The organism is Streptomyces sp. NPDC003027, assembly GCF_053591435.1.
Genome location: NZ_JBSFTU010000011.1, coordinates 1 through 14493, shown reverse-complemented (window position 1 = coordinate 14493; position 14493 = coordinate 1). Strand labels below are relative to the sequence as shown.

General features: G+C 70.4%; 14 protein-coding genes, 1 rRNA gene and 1 pseudogene. 8 read left to right on the top strand and 8 right to left on the bottom strand.

All coding sequences use genetic code 11. The annotated features are described in order from the left end of the window. Positions 1–106: 106 nt before the first annotated feature. Positions 107–1105 carry an anion permease gene (locus ACWDX6_RS10925; RefSeq protein WP_451484618.1) on the bottom strand — a complete coding sequence of 333 codons (999 nt, stop codon included), beginning with the start codon at positions 1103–1105 and terminating at the stop codon, positions 107–109. 5 nt (positions 1106–1110) lie between these two features. Then, a complete protein-coding gene (locus tag ACWDX6_RS10920) occupies positions 1111–1731 on the bottom strand; it encodes a DUF47 domain-containing protein (RefSeq protein ID WP_403287502.1) in 621 nt (206 codons plus the stop codon). A gap of 194 nt (positions 1732–1925) precedes the next feature. On the opposite strand from ACWDX6_RS10920, the gene ACWDX6_RS10915 reads away from it, so the two are divergent. Then, a complete protein-coding gene (locus tag ACWDX6_RS10915; protein ID WP_403287501.1) occupies positions 1926–2285 on the top strand; it encodes a metal-sensitive transcriptional regulator in 360 nt (119 codons plus the stop codon). Positions 2286–2306: 21 nt separating this feature from the next. Here ACWDX6_RS10915 and ACWDX6_RS10910 read toward each other — a convergent pair whose 3' ends face one another. From ACWDX6_RS10910 to ACWDX6_RS10895, 4 genes are all read right to left on the bottom strand, one after another. Continuing rightward, on the bottom strand, positions 2307–2522 hold the full coding sequence (locus ACWDX6_RS10910; RefSeq protein WP_451484617.1) for a hypothetical protein: 216 nt from the start codon (positions 2520–2522) through the stop codon (positions 2307–2309). A 121-nt stretch (positions 2523–2643) separates the two neighbouring features. Then, positions 2644–3459, bottom strand: coding sequence for a hypothetical protein (locus ACWDX6_RS10905; protein WP_451484616.1), 816 nt, complete (start codon positions 3457–3459; stop codon positions 2644–2646). Between the two features lie 314 nt (positions 3460–3773). Then, positions 3774–4484: a phosphatase PAP2 family protein gene (locus ACWDX6_RS10900; RefSeq protein ID WP_451484615.1), complete on the bottom strand. Its 711-nt coding sequence runs from the start codon at positions 4482–4484 to the stop codon at positions 3774–3776. 196 nt (positions 4485–4680) lie between these two features. Next, positions 4681–5700: a C40 family peptidase gene (locus tag ACWDX6_RS10895; protein WP_451484614.1), complete on the bottom strand. Its 1020-nt coding sequence runs from the start codon at positions 5698–5700 to the stop codon at positions 4681–4683. Positions 5701–6085: 385 nt separating this feature from the next. Between ACWDX6_RS10895 and ACWDX6_RS10890 the strand changes: the two genes are divergently transcribed. The 6 genes from ACWDX6_RS10890 (at position 6086) to ACWDX6_RS10865 (ending at position 13193) form a co-directional block, all read left to right on the top strand. Then, entirely contained in the window at positions 6086–6394 is a 309-nt protein-coding gene (locus ACWDX6_RS10890) for a hypothetical protein (RefSeq protein WP_451484734.1), read from the top strand. A 103-nt stretch (positions 6395–6497) separates the two neighbouring features. Next, positions 6498–7346, top strand: a complete 849-nt coding sequence (locus ACWDX6_RS10885; RefSeq protein ID WP_451484613.1) for a hypothetical protein — start codon at positions 6498–6500, stop codon at positions 7344–7346. Next, positions 7336–8667, top strand: a complete 1332-nt coding sequence (locus ACWDX6_RS10880; protein ID WP_451484612.1) for a hypothetical protein — start codon at positions 7336–7338, stop codon at positions 8665–8667. Before ACWDX6_RS10885 ends, ACWDX6_RS10880 begins: the two co-directional genes overlap by 11 nt. Beyond that, positions 8664–10217, top strand: a complete 1554-nt coding sequence (locus tag ACWDX6_RS10875; protein WP_451484611.1) for an SCO6880 family protein — start codon at positions 8664–8666, stop codon at positions 10215–10217. The genes ACWDX6_RS10880 and ACWDX6_RS10875 overlap by 4 nt, the downstream gene beginning before the upstream one ends. Positions 10218–10237: 20 nt before the next feature. Continuing rightward, positions 10238–11650 carry an ATP-binding protein gene (locus tag ACWDX6_RS10870; RefSeq protein WP_451484610.1) on the top strand — a complete coding sequence of 471 codons (1413 nt, stop codon included), beginning with the start codon at positions 10238–10240 and terminating at the stop codon, positions 11648–11650. 1 nt (position 11651) lies between these two features. Next, positions 11652–13193, top strand: a complete 1542-nt coding sequence (locus ACWDX6_RS10865; protein ID WP_451484609.1) for a type IV secretory system conjugative DNA transfer family protein — start codon at positions 11652–11654, stop codon at positions 13191–13193. Positions 13194–13240: 47 nt separating this feature from the next. Here the strand turns inward: ACWDX6_RS10865 and ACWDX6_RS10860 are convergent, their stop codons facing one another. Further along, positions 13241–13807, bottom strand: a complete 567-nt coding sequence (locus tag ACWDX6_RS10860; RefSeq protein WP_451484608.1) for a GNAT family N-acetyltransferase — start codon at positions 13805–13807, stop codon at positions 13241–13243. Between the two features lie 189 nt (positions 13808–13996). On the opposite strand from ACWDX6_RS10860, the pseudogene ACWDX6_RS10855 reads away from it, so the two are divergent. Then, positions 13997–14077 (top strand): annotated as a pseudogene (locus ACWDX6_RS10855) (histidine kinase); the annotation flags it as partial. A gap of 136 nt (positions 14078–14213) precedes the next feature. On the opposite strand, the gene rrf reads toward ACWDX6_RS10855, so the two are convergent. Further along, positions 14214–14330: ribosomal RNA gene (rrf, locus tag ACWDX6_RS10850) — 5S ribosomal RNA — on the bottom strand. Between the last annotated feature and the right edge of the window lie 163 nt (positions 14331–14493).

The following is a 14493-nucleotide window of genomic DNA, read 5'->3' as shown; positions in this document are numbered from 1 at the left end:
GGCCGCGTGGCGTCCTGCGGTGCTGCATGGCGGTGCCACCGCACGACGAAGGGCCCGGCTCCCCCACAGGGGAGCCGGGCCCGTTTCCGTACCGTCGGAGCGTGCGTCAGCCGAAGAACAGCCTGACGATGTAGTAGCTCACCGCCGCCACCAGCGCCGCGGCCGGCATCGTGATGAACCACCCCAGGATGATGTTCTTGGCTACGCCCCAGCGCACCGCGTTCACGCGCTTGGTGGCCCCCACGCCCATGATCGCCGAGGTGATCACATGCGTCGTGGAGATCGGCGCGTGGAACATGAAGGAAGCCGTGTACATCACGGACGCCGCCGTGGTCTCCGCCGCGAAGCCCTGCGGCGGGTCCAGCTCGATGATCCGGCGGCCGAGGGTCCGCATGATGCGCCAGCCGCCCGCGTACGTACCGAGGGACAGCATCACCGCACAGGCGATCTTGACCCAGGCCGGGATCGCGTCGCCGGCCTGCTCGACGTCGGCGATGACCAGGGCCATCACCACGATGCCCATCGTCTTCTGGGCGTCCTGCAGACCGTGGCCGAGCGCCATGCCCGCCGCCGACACCGTCTGGGCGATCCGGAAGCCGCGCTTCGCCTTGCTCGGGTTCGCCTTGCGGAAGATCCACAGGATCGCGCACATGACCAGATAGCCCAGGAGCAGACCGACGACCGGCGAGATGAACATCGGGATGACGACCTTCTCGAGCACCCCGGACCAGATCACGTCGATCCCGCCCGCGAGCGCCGCGCCCACCATGCCGCCGAACAGCGCGTGCGAGGAGGAGGACGGAAGACCGAAGTACCAGGTGATCAGGTTCCAGGCGATCGCGCCGACGAGCGCGGCGAAGAGGATGCCCATCCCCTTGCTGCCTGCGGGCGTCTCGATCAGGCCCTTGCTGACCGTCTTGGCGACGCCGCTGCCGAGGAACGCGCCCGCCAGGTTCATCACCGCCGCCATCGCCAGCGCCGCCCGCGGGGTCAGCGCCCGGGTCGACACGGAGGTGGCGATGGCGTTGGCGGAGTCGTGGAAGCCGTTCGTATACGTGAAGCCGAGCGCGACACCGATGGTCACGACCAGAGCGAAGGTGTCCACGAAGCTCAGGACTCCTTGACCGCGATGGTCTCCACCGTGTTCGCGACGTGCTCGAAGGCGTCGGCGGCCTCTTCCAGCACATCCACGATCTGCTTGAGCTTGAGCACCTCGATGGCGTCGTACTTGCCGTTGAAGAGCGTCGCGAGGAGCTTGCGGTGGATCTGGTCCGCCTGGTTCTCCAGGCGGTTGACCTCGATCCAGTACTCGGTGAGGTTGTCCATCGTCCGCAGGTGCGGCATGGCCTCGGCGGTCAGCTCCGCGGCGCGGGCCAGCACCTCGATCTGCTGCTCGACACCCTTGGGGAGTTCCTCGACGTTGTAGAGGACGACCAGGTCGACGGCCTCCTCCATGAAGTCCATGATGTCGTCGAGGGACGACGCGAGATTGTAGATGTCCTCGCGGTCGAACGGCGTGATGAACGAGGAGTTCAGCTGGTGGAAGATCGCGTGGGTGGCGTCGTCACCGGCGTGTTCCGCTGCCCGCATCCGCTCCGCGATCTCGACCCGGGCGGAGGCGTCCGCTCCGAGCAGTTCCATCAGGAGCTTCGAGCCCGTGACGATGTTGTCCGCGGACGCGGCGAACATGTCGTAGAAGCTCGTCTCCCTGGGGGTCAGACGAAATCGCACGTGGGGTCCTCGGGGTGCTGGGTTTCGGTCAGGCTGATGCTAGGCGCATCATCCGGCCACGGCTAACCGGCGTCCCCTCAGTGTCGCCCATCAGGCACAGTGGCATGCACGGACCCCCGCCCGGATCGACGGGGATCGGTACCATATACCCACGAGGGGTATACCCACCCCTTTATGGACAACGGGAGGACGCGATGACGACCACCGAGGCGGACCAGGCCACCCCCGAGGCCGTCGAGCCGACCGTCGTGCCGGCCGACCACGACCACGGCGTGCACGGTTACCACAAGCAGAAGGACGAGCACCTCAAGCGGCTGCGCCGTATCGAGGGCCAGATCCGCGGTCTTCAGCGGATGGTGGACGAGGACGTCTACTGCATCGACATACTCACCCAGGTCTCCGCGTCCACGAAGGCCCTGCAGTCCTTCGCGCTCCAGCTCCTGGAGGAGCACCTGCGCCACTGCGTGGCGGACGCGGCGCTGAAGGGCGGCGACGAGATCGAGGCGAAGGTCGAGGAGGCCACGAAGGCCATCGCGCGGATGCTGCGTACCTGAGCCCCGGACCCGCCGGCCGGCTCAGCCGGCCCGGCCGGCTCCCTCGGCTCTTTCGGCCTGTTCGGCTCGCTCGGCTCGCTCGGCGGCCACCCTCAGTACCTCGTCGATGCGGTCGGCACTGAGACGCTCCCCGTCGGCGGCCGACGCCGCGATGATCAGTTCGCCGCACAGCTCGATCTCGGCGAGGGCGACGCGGTCCTGGTCGATGGGGAATGTAGCGGTACCGGGCGGAGCCACGCGGTTTCACCTCTTCCTGCCGACGTCGGTCTCCCAGCGTAGGGACCGCGCCACGCGCCGCGCATGACACGTCCGGACCATTTGGGGAGTGGCCCGGGAAGAGTGGCCTACGGGTGGCTCGTCACACCTTGATCTTCCCGGCGTAGATGTCCTCGCGGGCCGGCAGCCGTACCTCGACGGGCGTGCCGAAGGCGTACAGCAGGGTCGTCGACGCGACCGCGACGTCACGGCCCTGGTTGGCGAAGCTGAACTGGTGCCGGACCTTGCGCAGCCGCCCCTCGTCGTCCAGATAGGCGTCGAAGGGCACGGTGTCCTTGGTGAACCCTTTCGCCGCCGCGGCCAGCGCTCCGCGCACCTGCGGCGAGGCCGCCCGCGCGGCCACCGCGATGTCGGCGATCCCCCGGTAGTGGCTGACTCTCACCCCCGCGAGATCGACCTCGCCGACGTAGACCACCTGCCGTACGCCGCGCAGCAGCTCGACCGCGGCGGCGGGATCGGTGGCCCCGCCCGTGACGAGGTTGCCGTCGTCGAGCGTGGTCGTGTCGACCCGGACCCATTTGTCGGCGGGCACCCCGGCGCCGCGGTTCTTCATGTAGAGCGCGCCGGGGCTGAAGAGTTCGGTGATGGGCCGGTGTGCGCCGGCGCCGGCGGCGTCCTTGGGCAGGACGACCTCAAGGCGGCCCGTACGCCTGCGGAAGTCGTAGCCGCCCTCGCCGCGGATGGTCACTCTGGTCCCGCCGGCCGCCATCTCCATGGACGTGGTCGCCTTCGACGTCCCGGCGCGGGTCAGCACCTCGGCCGCGTCCCGCACGGTCGCCGTCGGATCACCGCCGGGCTTGGCGTCCGCGGGTGCGGAACACCCGCTCGCGGCCGCCCCGACCAGGGCGGCGACGACGGCGATCGCCCCGCCCCCACGCCCGTACCTCCGCACCACCATCGCCTGCCAACCCCCAACGCCGTGCCGCTGCTTGTCCGGGACCCGCCCGACCCGCATAACGACGGTCACGGCGACCCGTCACGCGCAGTACGGTGGGTCCGTGCATGAGCAGGCCCCGCATCACACGACCACGACGGAGCGCGGCTCCTTCGCGATAGCCACGTGCAGCTGTGGCTGGACCGGCCCGGCGCGCAGATCCCGGGACCGGGCCCGCACGGACGCGCGGACCCACACGGCGACGCCGGCGCCGCAGGGGGCGCTGGGCGGGCAGTCCTGAGGCGGAGAGCGCTCGGGCCGATCCCCGCCGGCCGGCCTCAGGCGGCCAGGTCGCTCTCGCCGGAGCCCAGCCGGGGCTCGGGGAGGTCGAGGGCCTCGGGCCGGGGGCGGCGCTCGGCGGCGCGCCGGGAGCGCACGAGCCGGGCTCCGTGCTTCGACCGGGCCACGGCGGAGACCACCGGGGTCAGCAGGGCGAGCGCGAGCGGCGCGAGGAGCAGGGCCACCGCCGTACCGAGGGCGAACCCGCCGATGACGTCGGTGGGGTAGTGCACGCCCATGTAGACCCGGCAGAAGCCTTCGGCGAAGGCGAGGCCGATCGCGGCCAGGCCGAGCTTGCGGTGGGCGACGAACAGCCCGACGCCGATGGCCATCGCCATGGTGGCGTGGTCACTGACGAAGGAGAAGTCGGTCTTCCCGTCGACGAGGACCTCCAGCCCCTGATGGTCCTTGAACGGCCGTGGGCGCTCGACGAATCCGCGAATGGGGATGTTGACGAGGAGGGCGACACCGGCCGCGAGCGGGGCCCAGACGAGCCCGGCGAGGCCGGAGACCGAGTCGGCGACGCTCCCCCGCCGGCGGATGCTCGCCCAGCACCAGAGGGCGACGAGGACGAGGCCGAGCATGATCCCGTACTCGCCGACGAATCCCATGACCCGGTCGAACCACGGAGGCGCGTCCTTCGCCAGCCCGTTGATGTCGTAGAGCAGGCCGACATCGGGGTTCGAACCGTCCGATGCGAGTCCAGCCATCTGCCGCGGCCCCTTGCCTTGTCATGTGAGTCGACCCTGAGCGGTCGAAATCAGGGAACGAACCGCCTGAGGCCAGCGTTCCGCTCTTTCCCGAGAATCACCATGACGTTACCGAAGAGTGACACGTCGTCGCAGCTCAGGGCCATTGCCTAACGGAGAGTTCCAGCCATGTGGCCGGTGCCGCACCGACTCCCCGTCAGACTTCCGGCGGCCCGCTGGGCAGCGCCGCCGCACCGTCCCGGGTGACTCGGGTCGCACCGAAGTAGTCCGGTGTGTCGATCTTCGTGAACCGGATCACGGCCCCGGTGCGCGGGGCGTCGATCATATAGCCGCCGCCGACGTAGATGCCGACATGCCTGATGGCACGGGAGTTGGTGAGGTCGTCGGAGAAGAAGACGAGATCACCGGGCAGCAGTTCGTCACGGGACGGATGAGGCCCGGCGTTGTACTGGTCGTTGGCGACGCGCGGCAGCTCGATCCCGACGCTCCGGTACGCGGCCTGGGTCAGCCCGGAGCAGTCGAATCGGCCATTCTGCGCCGCTGTCCCCGTACCGCCCCAGAGATAGGGGGTGCCGAGCTTCTGCTGCGCGAAGTAGATGGCCCCGGCCGCCTGCCGGGAGGGATCGACCCGGCCGACGGGCCGGGCGAAGCTCTTCTCCAGGGAGCGGATGATCCGCACGTAGTTCTGCGTCTCGCTGATCCGCGGGACGCCGCCGGACTTTATGACGCGGTACGCCCCCGCGTTGTACGCGGCGAGCATGTTGTTCGTCGGGTCGCCGGGCACGTCCTTCACGTAACCGGCGAGCTCGCAGTCGTACGAGGCGGCGGACGGGATCGCGTCCGCGGGGTCCCAGACGTCCCGGTCCCCGTCGTTGTCCCCGTCGATACCGTGCCCGGCCCAGGTGCCGGGGATGAACTGGGCGATGCCCATGGCGTTGGCCGGCGAGACGACCCTCGGATTCCAGCCGCTCTCCTGGTACAACTGCGCGGCCAGCAGCGCCGGGTTGATGGCGGGGCAGAGGTTCCCCCACCGCTGCACCAGCCCCTGGTACGCGGCCGGCACGGCCCCCTTGGCCAACCCGACGGTGCCGTTCCGGGCGTCCCCGGCGCCTCCGAACAGCCCGGCGGCGGCGGAGTAGGTCCCCACGACCAGCAGCGCGACAAAGCTGAGGCACGCGCCGACCACCCCACCGGCCACCCACCAAGCCCTGCCCACCGCGCGCACCTTACGCACCGTCAACCACCCCTAGGCCCTCGGTAGTCCACCACCCGGCAGTCTAGGCGCCAGGACCGCCGATCAGGGGGCGGTCGAGGCGGAGGACGCCGGGCCGTCGGCCCGGCGCCACCACCCCAAGAGTGGAACAACGACGATCATTGCCCGGAGTCACCCACCGTGATACACAGAGTGACCATACGCTTCTTCGCATGGAAACCGGCCATACCGCCGCAGGTCAAGACGGTCAGACCGGTCAAGTGTGCGGGGATCGGGTAAAGAGAGCCGTCAAGCCGTCACACGCGGGCGGTTTCATCAGCGAAGATAGGACGATGACCCATGCCATCCGGCAGGGGCGATGAACTACCCAACAGGGGCGGTGAGTTACATGTACCTGGCGGCCGAGAAGGGCGACATCACCACCATCATCGGTGGAATCGCCCCGAACTGGGGGCCTTTCGGGACCCTGGGCAATGAGGCCAAGGTGATGATCGAGGTCGTGATGGCCGTGGCCATCCTGCTCTGCCTCGGCATCGCCATCTGGGGAGCGGCCAAGCAGCGCATCGGCGCGACCGCCCTCCGGGACACGTTCAGCGCCGAGCAGGGCAAGGGGCTGATCGTGGCCGGCCTCACCGGCGTCTTCATCATCGGCTCGCTGGGGACGCTGTTCACCATCGTGTACGGGATGGCTGTCTAACCACCGAGGTCAGATCCCTGATGTCCAGTCACCACACCGCGCCCGCGCGGAGACCAGAACGGCTTCTGTCGTACCCGCGAACGGTTGAGGGGGCGTACCCGTCATGAGCCTCGGCGACGAGAACGACGGCTTCGGCGGAGTGGGCGGCTCGGGCCAGACCCGTACGCGCCTGCCCGAGGGCGGCAGCGGTGACGTCTACGGCGGCGCCAGGCGCCCACCGATGCGCAGCTCGCGCTCGCTGATCACGGTGGTGGGTGTGGTGGTCCTGCTGATCGCCGCGATCGCCTTCGCGAACCGCGGCGGCGGCGGTGAGGCCACGGACACGGCGGGCTCGACCACGGACAAGACCCCCGCCGGCGCGGGCGCCCCGACCTCGGCGACGGGCGTCCGCCCGGTGACGGGCAAGAACGGCCAGATCCCGATGGGCTTCGCCCACGACGAACAGGGCGCGCAGAGCGCGGCGTCGAACTACGCCGTGGCCCTCGGCTCCGCCGAGATGTTCCAGGCGGAGCCCCGGCGCGACATCGTCCAGGCCATCCACGACCCCGCCGTCGTCACCGGCCTGCTCAAGAGGCTGGACGACTCCTACTCACCGGGATTCCTGGCGAACGTCGGCCTCGACGCGAACGGCACCGCACCGGCCGGCATGACCTTCGTCTCGCGCACGATTCCGGTCGGCTCGAAGGTACGGGACTTCACCGGCGCGTCCGCCACCGTCGACGTCTGGTGCACCGGCCTCGTGGGGCTGGCCGGTGAGGGCTCGACCAAGCCGGTCACCTCCAACTGGTTCACCATCACCCAGAAGCTCCGGTGGGTGGAGAACGACTGGAAGGTCGTCTCCTCGGAGCAGGCCGAAGGCCCGACCCCCGTCAACGGCGACAACCGCGCCTCGATGGCGGACGAGATCGCCAAGGCCGTCGAGGGCTACGGAGGGTTCACCTATGCCCGCTGACCGACGTCCCCGTGTCCGTCCGCTCATCACGCTGGCCGCGGCGCTGCCCGCGACTCTGGTCCTGCTCCCGGCGCGCGCCCACGCCGCCCCCACCCCGACGCCCACGCCGTCGCCCAGCACGAGCAACAATCCGTGCGACCTCATCGTCGGTCAGGCCAGAGAGCTCTGCGAGGACGGCGACCCCGGCGGCACCCCCCGTCTCAACGACCCCACCTCCGCCCTCGACCCCCTCTCCTCCCTCGCCCGCGGCTGCGCCGACGCCGCCGTCTCCATCGTCGACGCGCTCTCCAAGGCCGTGAAGGAGACCGCCGACGTCGACTTCACCAACCCCGACTTCCTCGCCCGCTACGCCATCGTCTTCGCCGCCGCCACCGTCCTCACCCTCATCCTCTGGCTGCTGGCCGTCGCCAAGCGCGCCATCCGCGGCGTTCCCCTCACCACCGCGATCTCCGAGGCCATCGGGTTCCTCTGGCTGACCGTCCTCGCCTCCGCGTTCACGCCGCTCATCCTCTACACCGTCGTCTCGGCGACCGACGCCGTCACCGAGGTCATCGCGTCCGGGACCGGCCAGCAGACCGACGTCTTCTTCGGGAGCTTCAAAGAAGCCCTCCAGAAGGGCGACAGCATCGGTGGCGGGCCCATCATGCTGATCATCGTCTCGCTGGTGACCGTGCTCGCCGCCGGCGTGCTCTACCTCGAGCTGTTCCTGCGCGCCGTGCTGCTCTACGTCGGCGCCCTCCTCGGCGTCGTCGTCTACTCCGGGCTCGTCGACAAGAACATGTGGGGCCACGTGCGCCGCTGGGCCGGGATCATGATCGCGGTCATTCTCGTCAAGCCCGTCATCGTCATCGTGCTCGGTCTCGCCGGCGCGCTCTCCTCCGGCACCGGGCCCGACGCGTTCTCCGCCGTCGTCTCCGGGCTCGCGATCATCCTGCTCGCCATCTTCGCCTCCGCGATGATCTACCGGTTCGTCCCCGGCTTCGGCGACGAGATCGTCGCCTCCCGCGACAACCGGCTCCACCGCTCCGGCGAGAACGCGGCCGCCGCCGTGATCTCCTCCCCCGCCTCCCTCGTCTCGCAGGGCATCAAGACCCACAGCGCCCGCGGCGACGGCGGAGGCGGCCAGTCCAACGCCGCCGGCGGTGGCGCCCGGCCCGCCAACCCCCTCGCCGGAGGCGTCGCCGCCCACAGCAGCCGCGGAGGCGCGGCCGGGGGCGGCGGCGGAACTGTCCCCTCCGCCGCACCCCCGCCGCGTAGCAGCAGCCCCACGACAGGCACCCCGCACAGCAACCGAAAGAACTCTGGAGGTGGAGGGCGTTGACGACCCAGTCCCAGCCGGTCACGCCCCGCCGTACGTATCTGATCGGCCGCGCCCGGCCGAACGCGATCGTCGGCAAGAACCGCGAGACCGGCGAGATCGCGCTGATCATCGCCGGCGCGTTCCTCGGCATGATGAGCGGGTTGATCGTCCCCGTCCTGACCCTGCGGATCGTCCTGCTCATGGGCTTCCCGCTGCTCGCGCTCGCCGCGGTGTACGTCCCGTACAAGCACCGCACCTTCTACAAATGGTTCGAGATCAACCGCAGTTACAAGCGCTCCCTCAAGCGCGGCACCGCCTACCGCTCCACCGCCGTCGAAGCCGGCACCCGGCTCGACGGCCGCGAGGTCGAGGTCGGGCCGCCGCCCGGCATCGGCCGGATCAGCTGGATGTCCGCGCCCTTCGGCCCGGACGAGATCGCCGTCCTCCTCCACGCCGACCGGCGGACCGTCACGGCGGCCATCGAGATCGAGGGCCCGGGCGTCGGCCTGCGCGACAGCGAGGACCAGGAGGCCCTGGTCGACCGTTTCGGCACGCTCCTCAAGCACGTCGCCAACGGGGACGGCTTCGTCACCCGCCTCCAGATGCTCGCCCGCACCCTCCCGGCCGACCCCGACGCCCACGCCAAGGACGTCGCCCAGCGCGGCGACCCCCACGCGCCCGCCTGGCTCCAGGAGTCGTACGAGCAGCTCCAGTCGATGGTCTCCACCTCCAGCGAGCAGCACCGCGCCTACCTCGTCGCCTGCATGCACTACACCCGCGAGCTCGCCGCCGAGGCCAACGCCATGGCCCGCGCCGCCCGCCACGCCTCCGGCGCCCGCAAGCTCGACCGCGACGCCGGCCTCGCCGTCGTCATGGCCCGCGAACTCACCGACATCTGCGCCCGGCTGGCGGAAGCGGACATCAGGGTCCGCCAGCCCCTCGGGCAGTCCCGGCTCTCCTCCCTCGTGCACTCCATGTACGACCCGGACCACCCCATCGACCACATCCAGGCCATGACGAAGCGCAACGCCTGGCCCGCCGAGCTCGACGCCATGGAGCCCACCTACCTCCAGGCCAAGACCCGCGAGTCCTCCACCCGCGCCCCGTGGTGCCACGCCACCGCCTGGGTGAAGGAGTGGCCGATGACCCCCGTCGGCGTCAACTTCCTCGCCCCGCTCCTCGTCCACACCCCCGACGTCATCCGCACGGTCGCCGTCACCATGGACCTCGAACCCACCGAGGTCGCCATCGAGCGCATGCTCACCGAGAAGACCAACGACGAGGCCGAGGCCTCCCGCCAGGCCAAGATGAACCGCACCGTCGACCCGCGCGACATCGCCGCCCACGGCCGGCTCGACCAGCGGGGTGAAGATCTCGCCAGCGGCGCGGCGGGCGTCAACCTGGTCGGGTACATCACTGTGTCGTCGCGTTCGCCCGAGGCCCTGGCCAGAGACAAGCGCACGATCAGGGCCTCCGCCGGCAAGTCGTATCTGAAGCTGGAGTGGTGCGACCGCGAGCACCACCGGGCCTTTGTGAACACCTTGCCGTTCGCGACCGGCATCCGCCGCTAGCCGCTAAGGGGCCCGTGCCAATGCGAGATCCGCTCTCCGCCGTCACCGAGGCGTTCACCTCCTTCCTCTTCGGGAAGGTGGAGACGACACGGCTGCCCGTCCGCACCTCGACCGGGCAGGCCCAGGCCGTCTACCTGCCCACGGCCGCCCCCGGCCTCGGCGACTCCGGCGTGATCATCGGCCGCGAGGTGTACAGCGGCAAGGGGTACATCTACGACCCGTTCCAGCTGTACGGCCAGCAGCTCCCGGCCCCCCACTGGCTCGTCCTGGGTGAGTCCGGCAACGGAAAGTCCGCGCTGGAGAAGACGTACGTCCTGCGCCAACTCCGCTTCCGGGACCGCCAGGTCGTCGTCCTCGACGCCCAGGGCGAGGACGGTGTCGGCGAGTGGAACCTCATCGCCCAGGAGCTGGGGATAACCCCCATCCGCCTGGACCCGATGGTCGCCGTCGACTCCGGCATCCGGCTCAACCCGCTCGACCCGTCGATCACCACGACCGGGCAGCTCGCCCTGCTCCGTACGATCATCGAGGTCGCGATGGGCCACGGCCTGGACGAGCGCGCGGGCTTCGCGCTCAAGGTCGCCCACGCCTACGTCACCGAGCACATCACCGACCGCCAGCCGATCCTCACCGACATCGTGGAGCAGCTGCGCCACCCGAAGGCCGAGTCGGCCGAGGCGATGAACGTCGACATAGACGATGTACGGGCCTGGGGCCTGGACGTCGCGCTCGTCCTCGACCGGCTGGTCGACGGTGACCTGCGCGGCATGTTCGACGGCCCGACGACCGTCGGCATCGACCTCGACGCCCCGCTGATCGTCTTCGACCTGTCCCACATCGACCGCAACTCGATCGCCATGCCGATCCTGATGGCGATCGTCGGCGTCTGGCTGGAGCACACCTGGATCCGCCCCGACCGGAAGAAGCGCATCTTCCTGGTCGAGGAGGCCTGGCACATCATCAACAGCCCGTTCGTGGCCCAGCTGTTCCAGCGGCTGCTGAAGTTCGGCCGCCGGCTCGGCCTGTCCTTCGTGGCGGTGGTCCACCACCTCTCCGACGTCGTCGACGGGGCGGCGGCCCGGGAGGCTGCGGCCATCCTCAAGATGGCCTCGACCCGGACCATTTATGCCCAGAAAGCCGACGAGGCCCGCGCCACGGGACGGGTCCTCGGCCTGCCGCGGTGGGCGGTCGAGATCATCCCGACGCTCACCCCGGGCATCGCGGTCTGGGACGTCAACGGCAATGTGCAGGTGGTCAAACACCTCATCACCGAGAAGGAACGTCCGCTCGTCTACACCGACCGAGCGATGACGGAGTCCTCGATCCCGGACGACCTTCCCGAGGACCTGCGGGCCGCGGAGTGGGAGGCGGAGCAGCGGGCCGCCCTCATCGAGCAGCAGGTGAACGACCCCTCCGAGTCAACGGTGGCATGACATGGCGAAGGACCAGCGGGAAGGCGGGGCGCCCGACGGGCTGTTGGTGGGGCTCCTGGGGCTGCTGCTCGGCCTGAGCGTGCTGGTGTGGACGGCGACGGGCCTGGCCGGTCTGTTCGCCAAGGGCGCCTGGCCGACGGGCGTCACGTTCACCAGGACACCGCTCGCCATCCGCGCCCTGATCGGCCGGCCGCAGGACCTGGCGGGCGCGTGGCCGCAGACCCCGGCGGGCGAGCTGTCGGGGTACGGGCTGTTCTGGGGCCTGTTCATCGGCGAGCTGATGGTGCTCGCGGTCCTCATGGTGTTCGCGGTGGGGACGCTGGCGCGGTGGAGAACGGTACGGGCGGCGAGACGGGACGCGGAGGCGTACAGCGCGTACGGTACGGACGGGGTGGCGGCACCGGCACCGCGGACGGCTCCCCCGGCGGAGGCCCGGCCCCCGGCCCGGGTCGCCGCCCAGGTCGCGCCCACGGAGTCCGCTGAGTCCGCTGTACGGGTCGAGCCGGCCGTACGGGAAGAGCCGGTGGTACGGGTCGAGTCAGCCGTACGGGAAGAGCCGGGGGTGCGCGAAGAGCCCGGCCTCCGTGCCCCCGCCGCCCCCGTCCTCCCCTCACCCCGGACTCCGCGCCTGCTCTACGGCTCCCCCGCCGCCCGTCGGCCCTCCGCCCTCCAGGCCGTCCAGGACGCCGAGGGCCCCGCGCTCGTCGTCACCTCCGACCCCACCGTCTGGGCCGACACCAAGGACGCCCGCGGCAAACTCGGCCCCGTCCTCGTCTACGACCCCGGGCACCTCTGCGACACCCCGGCCCGCCTCCACTGGTCCCCCACCGACCGGTGCGAGGACCCCGCCACGGCCCAGGAACGGGCGATCGCGCTCCTCACCCCCGTACGCCCGCCGTCCCGCCTGGACGCCGCCGTCGCCGACACCGCCGAGACCCTCCTGCGCTGCTGGCTGCACGCCGCCGCCGTGGACGACCGCCCGTTCAAGCAGGTCCACCGCTGGGCGCAGGGCACGGGCGCCCACGAACCCGTACGGATCCTCCGTACCCAACCCAAGGCGGCCGGCGGGCACGCCGGGCTCCTGGAGTCGGCGCTGACGGCGTATCCGGAACGACGAGAGATGGCACAGGAGTTGACCGCACGGGCGCTGTCGTCGCTCTTCTCGGTCCACATCCGCGAGGCGTGCACACCGAATCGAACAGATTCGTTGACACTGGCATCTTTCATCGCCGAAGGGGGCACCCTTTATGTGGTGGGCGAACCGGTCGAGGACCCGCGCACCCACCCCGGCGCGATGCCTCTGCTGACCGCCCTGACCGCAAGCGTGGTCGAGCACGGCCGCCGCATGGCCGCACGGTCATCCGACGGTCGGCTCGACCCACCACTCACCGTCGTCCTCGACGACGTCGCCGCCGTCGCCCCGCTCCCCCGCCTCCCCGAACTCCTGGCCCGGGGCCGCGACGAGGGCCTGCCGACCCTGGCCCTCCTCCGCTCCCGCGAACAGGCCCGCGCCCGCTGGCCGGAGCCGCTGCCGCAGGACTGAGGCGCCCGCCCGCACGCGGCGCGACCCTGGCCCGCACGCGGCGCGAGCTAGACGCCCACCGGCCGCCGCAGCTCGTACTCCAGCTCGCTCGCCGTCTCGTGCCCCGGCACCGCCACCCGCTCCCCCGTCGCCACGAACCCGAACCGCCGGTAGAAAGCGGCGGCCCGCGCGTTGTCCTCGTGGACATAGAGCCGCACCCGCCGGATGGCCGGCTCCGGCAGCGACCAGGACCACTCCACGCCCGCCCGGAACAGCTCCTCCGCCAGCCCGGCCCCGCGCGCCTCCGGCCGTACGTACACCGCCACGATGTGCGTCTGGTCGACCGTCGCCGCCTCCCCGAAACGCACCTCGTCCGACGGCCGCTCCACCAGCACCGAGATCGTGCCCGCCCAGCTCCCGTCCGGGGCCTCCGCCACGAACTGCCGGGCGCCGCCCGTCCCGCCCTCGGCAGCGCCCTCCGTCCGCTCCCGCCAGAAGGAGTCCGGCCGCTCGACGGCGTTCTCGTACGTGTCCAGGAAGGCAATGCCCGCGACGGGGTCCCGCAGCGCGGCCAGCCGGATCTCGCGGGCCTTCGCCCACTCCTCGGCCCGGATGGCTCGTATCAAATGGTCCATGCCCGATGGTCTCCACCACCGCACCGCCCCGACAAGCGACTTTCGACGCCGGCCCCCGAAGTTCGTACCCGGTACCCAGCGCGTACGGCCTTCGGCACCCGCCGCCCCTGGGTCCTGGGTCTGGGACGTGCCGCTGACCGCGTTCTGGGTGATCGCCGCCCTCGTGGACGCGAGGGGCGGCTGGGACCAGCCGCCGCGGCCGAACGCACCAGGATCGCCCAGGAGATGCACGACATCATCGGCCACAACCTGTCGGTCGTCACCGGCCTCGTCTCCCCGTCCCACCAGCTGCACGGGGCCGCAACGCCCACGAACGGGCTTGACCCTCACGTCGCGTACAGCGAGTCCGGGTCCTGAACGCAGAAAAGCCCCGCACCAGAAGGTGCGGGGCTTTCCCACAATGATTGTTCGGCGGCGTCCTACTCTCCCACAGGGTCCCCCCTGCAGTACCATCGGCGCTGAAAGGCTTAGCTTCCGGGTTCGGAATGTAACCGGGCGTTTCCCTAACGCTATGACCACCGAAACACTATGAAGATATCGAACCGGAAATCGGCACAGTTCGTTACTTCAGAACTAACACAGTGGACGCGAGCAACTGAGGACAAGCCCTCGGCCTATTAGTACCGGTCAGCTCCACCCATTACTGGGCTTCCACATCCGGCCTATCAACCCAGTCGTCTACTGGG

Excerpts from the sequence above, each read along its gene's own strand:
- ACWDX6_RS10905 (WP_451484616.1), bottom strand. The coding sequence starts at position 3,459 with ATGGTGGTGCGGAGGTACGGGCGTGGGGGCGGGGCGATCGCCGTCGTC.
- ACWDX6_RS10865 (WP_451484609.1), top strand. The coding sequence starts at position 11,652 with ATGGCGAAGGACCAGCGGGAAGGCGGGGCGCCCGACGGGCTGTTGGTG.
- ACWDX6_RS10900 (WP_451484615.1), bottom strand. The coding sequence starts at position 4,484 with ATGGCTGGACTCGCATCGGACGGTTCGAACCCCGATGTCGGCCTGCTC.
- ACWDX6_RS10860 (WP_451484608.1), bottom strand. The coding sequence starts at position 13,807 with ATGGACCATTTGATACGAGCCATCCGGGCCGAGGAGTGGGCGAAGGCC.
- ACWDX6_RS10885 (WP_451484613.1), top strand. The coding sequence starts at position 6,498 with ATGAGCCTCGGCGACGAGAACGACGGCTTCGGCGGAGTGGGCGGCTCG.
- ACWDX6_RS10915 (WP_403287501.1), top strand. The coding sequence starts at position 1,926 with ATGACGACCACCGAGGCGGACCAGGCCACCCCCGAGGCCGTCGAGCCG.
- ACWDX6_RS10870 (WP_451484610.1), top strand. The coding sequence starts at position 10,238 with ATGCGAGATCCGCTCTCCGCCGTCACCGAGGCGTTCACCTCCTTCCTC.
- ACWDX6_RS10890 (WP_451484734.1), top strand. The coding sequence starts at position 6,086 with ATGTACCTGGCGGCCGAGAAGGGCGACATCACCACCATCATCGGTGGA.
- ACWDX6_RS10880 (WP_451484612.1), top strand. The coding sequence starts at position 7,336 with ATGCCCGCTGACCGACGTCCCCGTGTCCGTCCGCTCATCACGCTGGCC.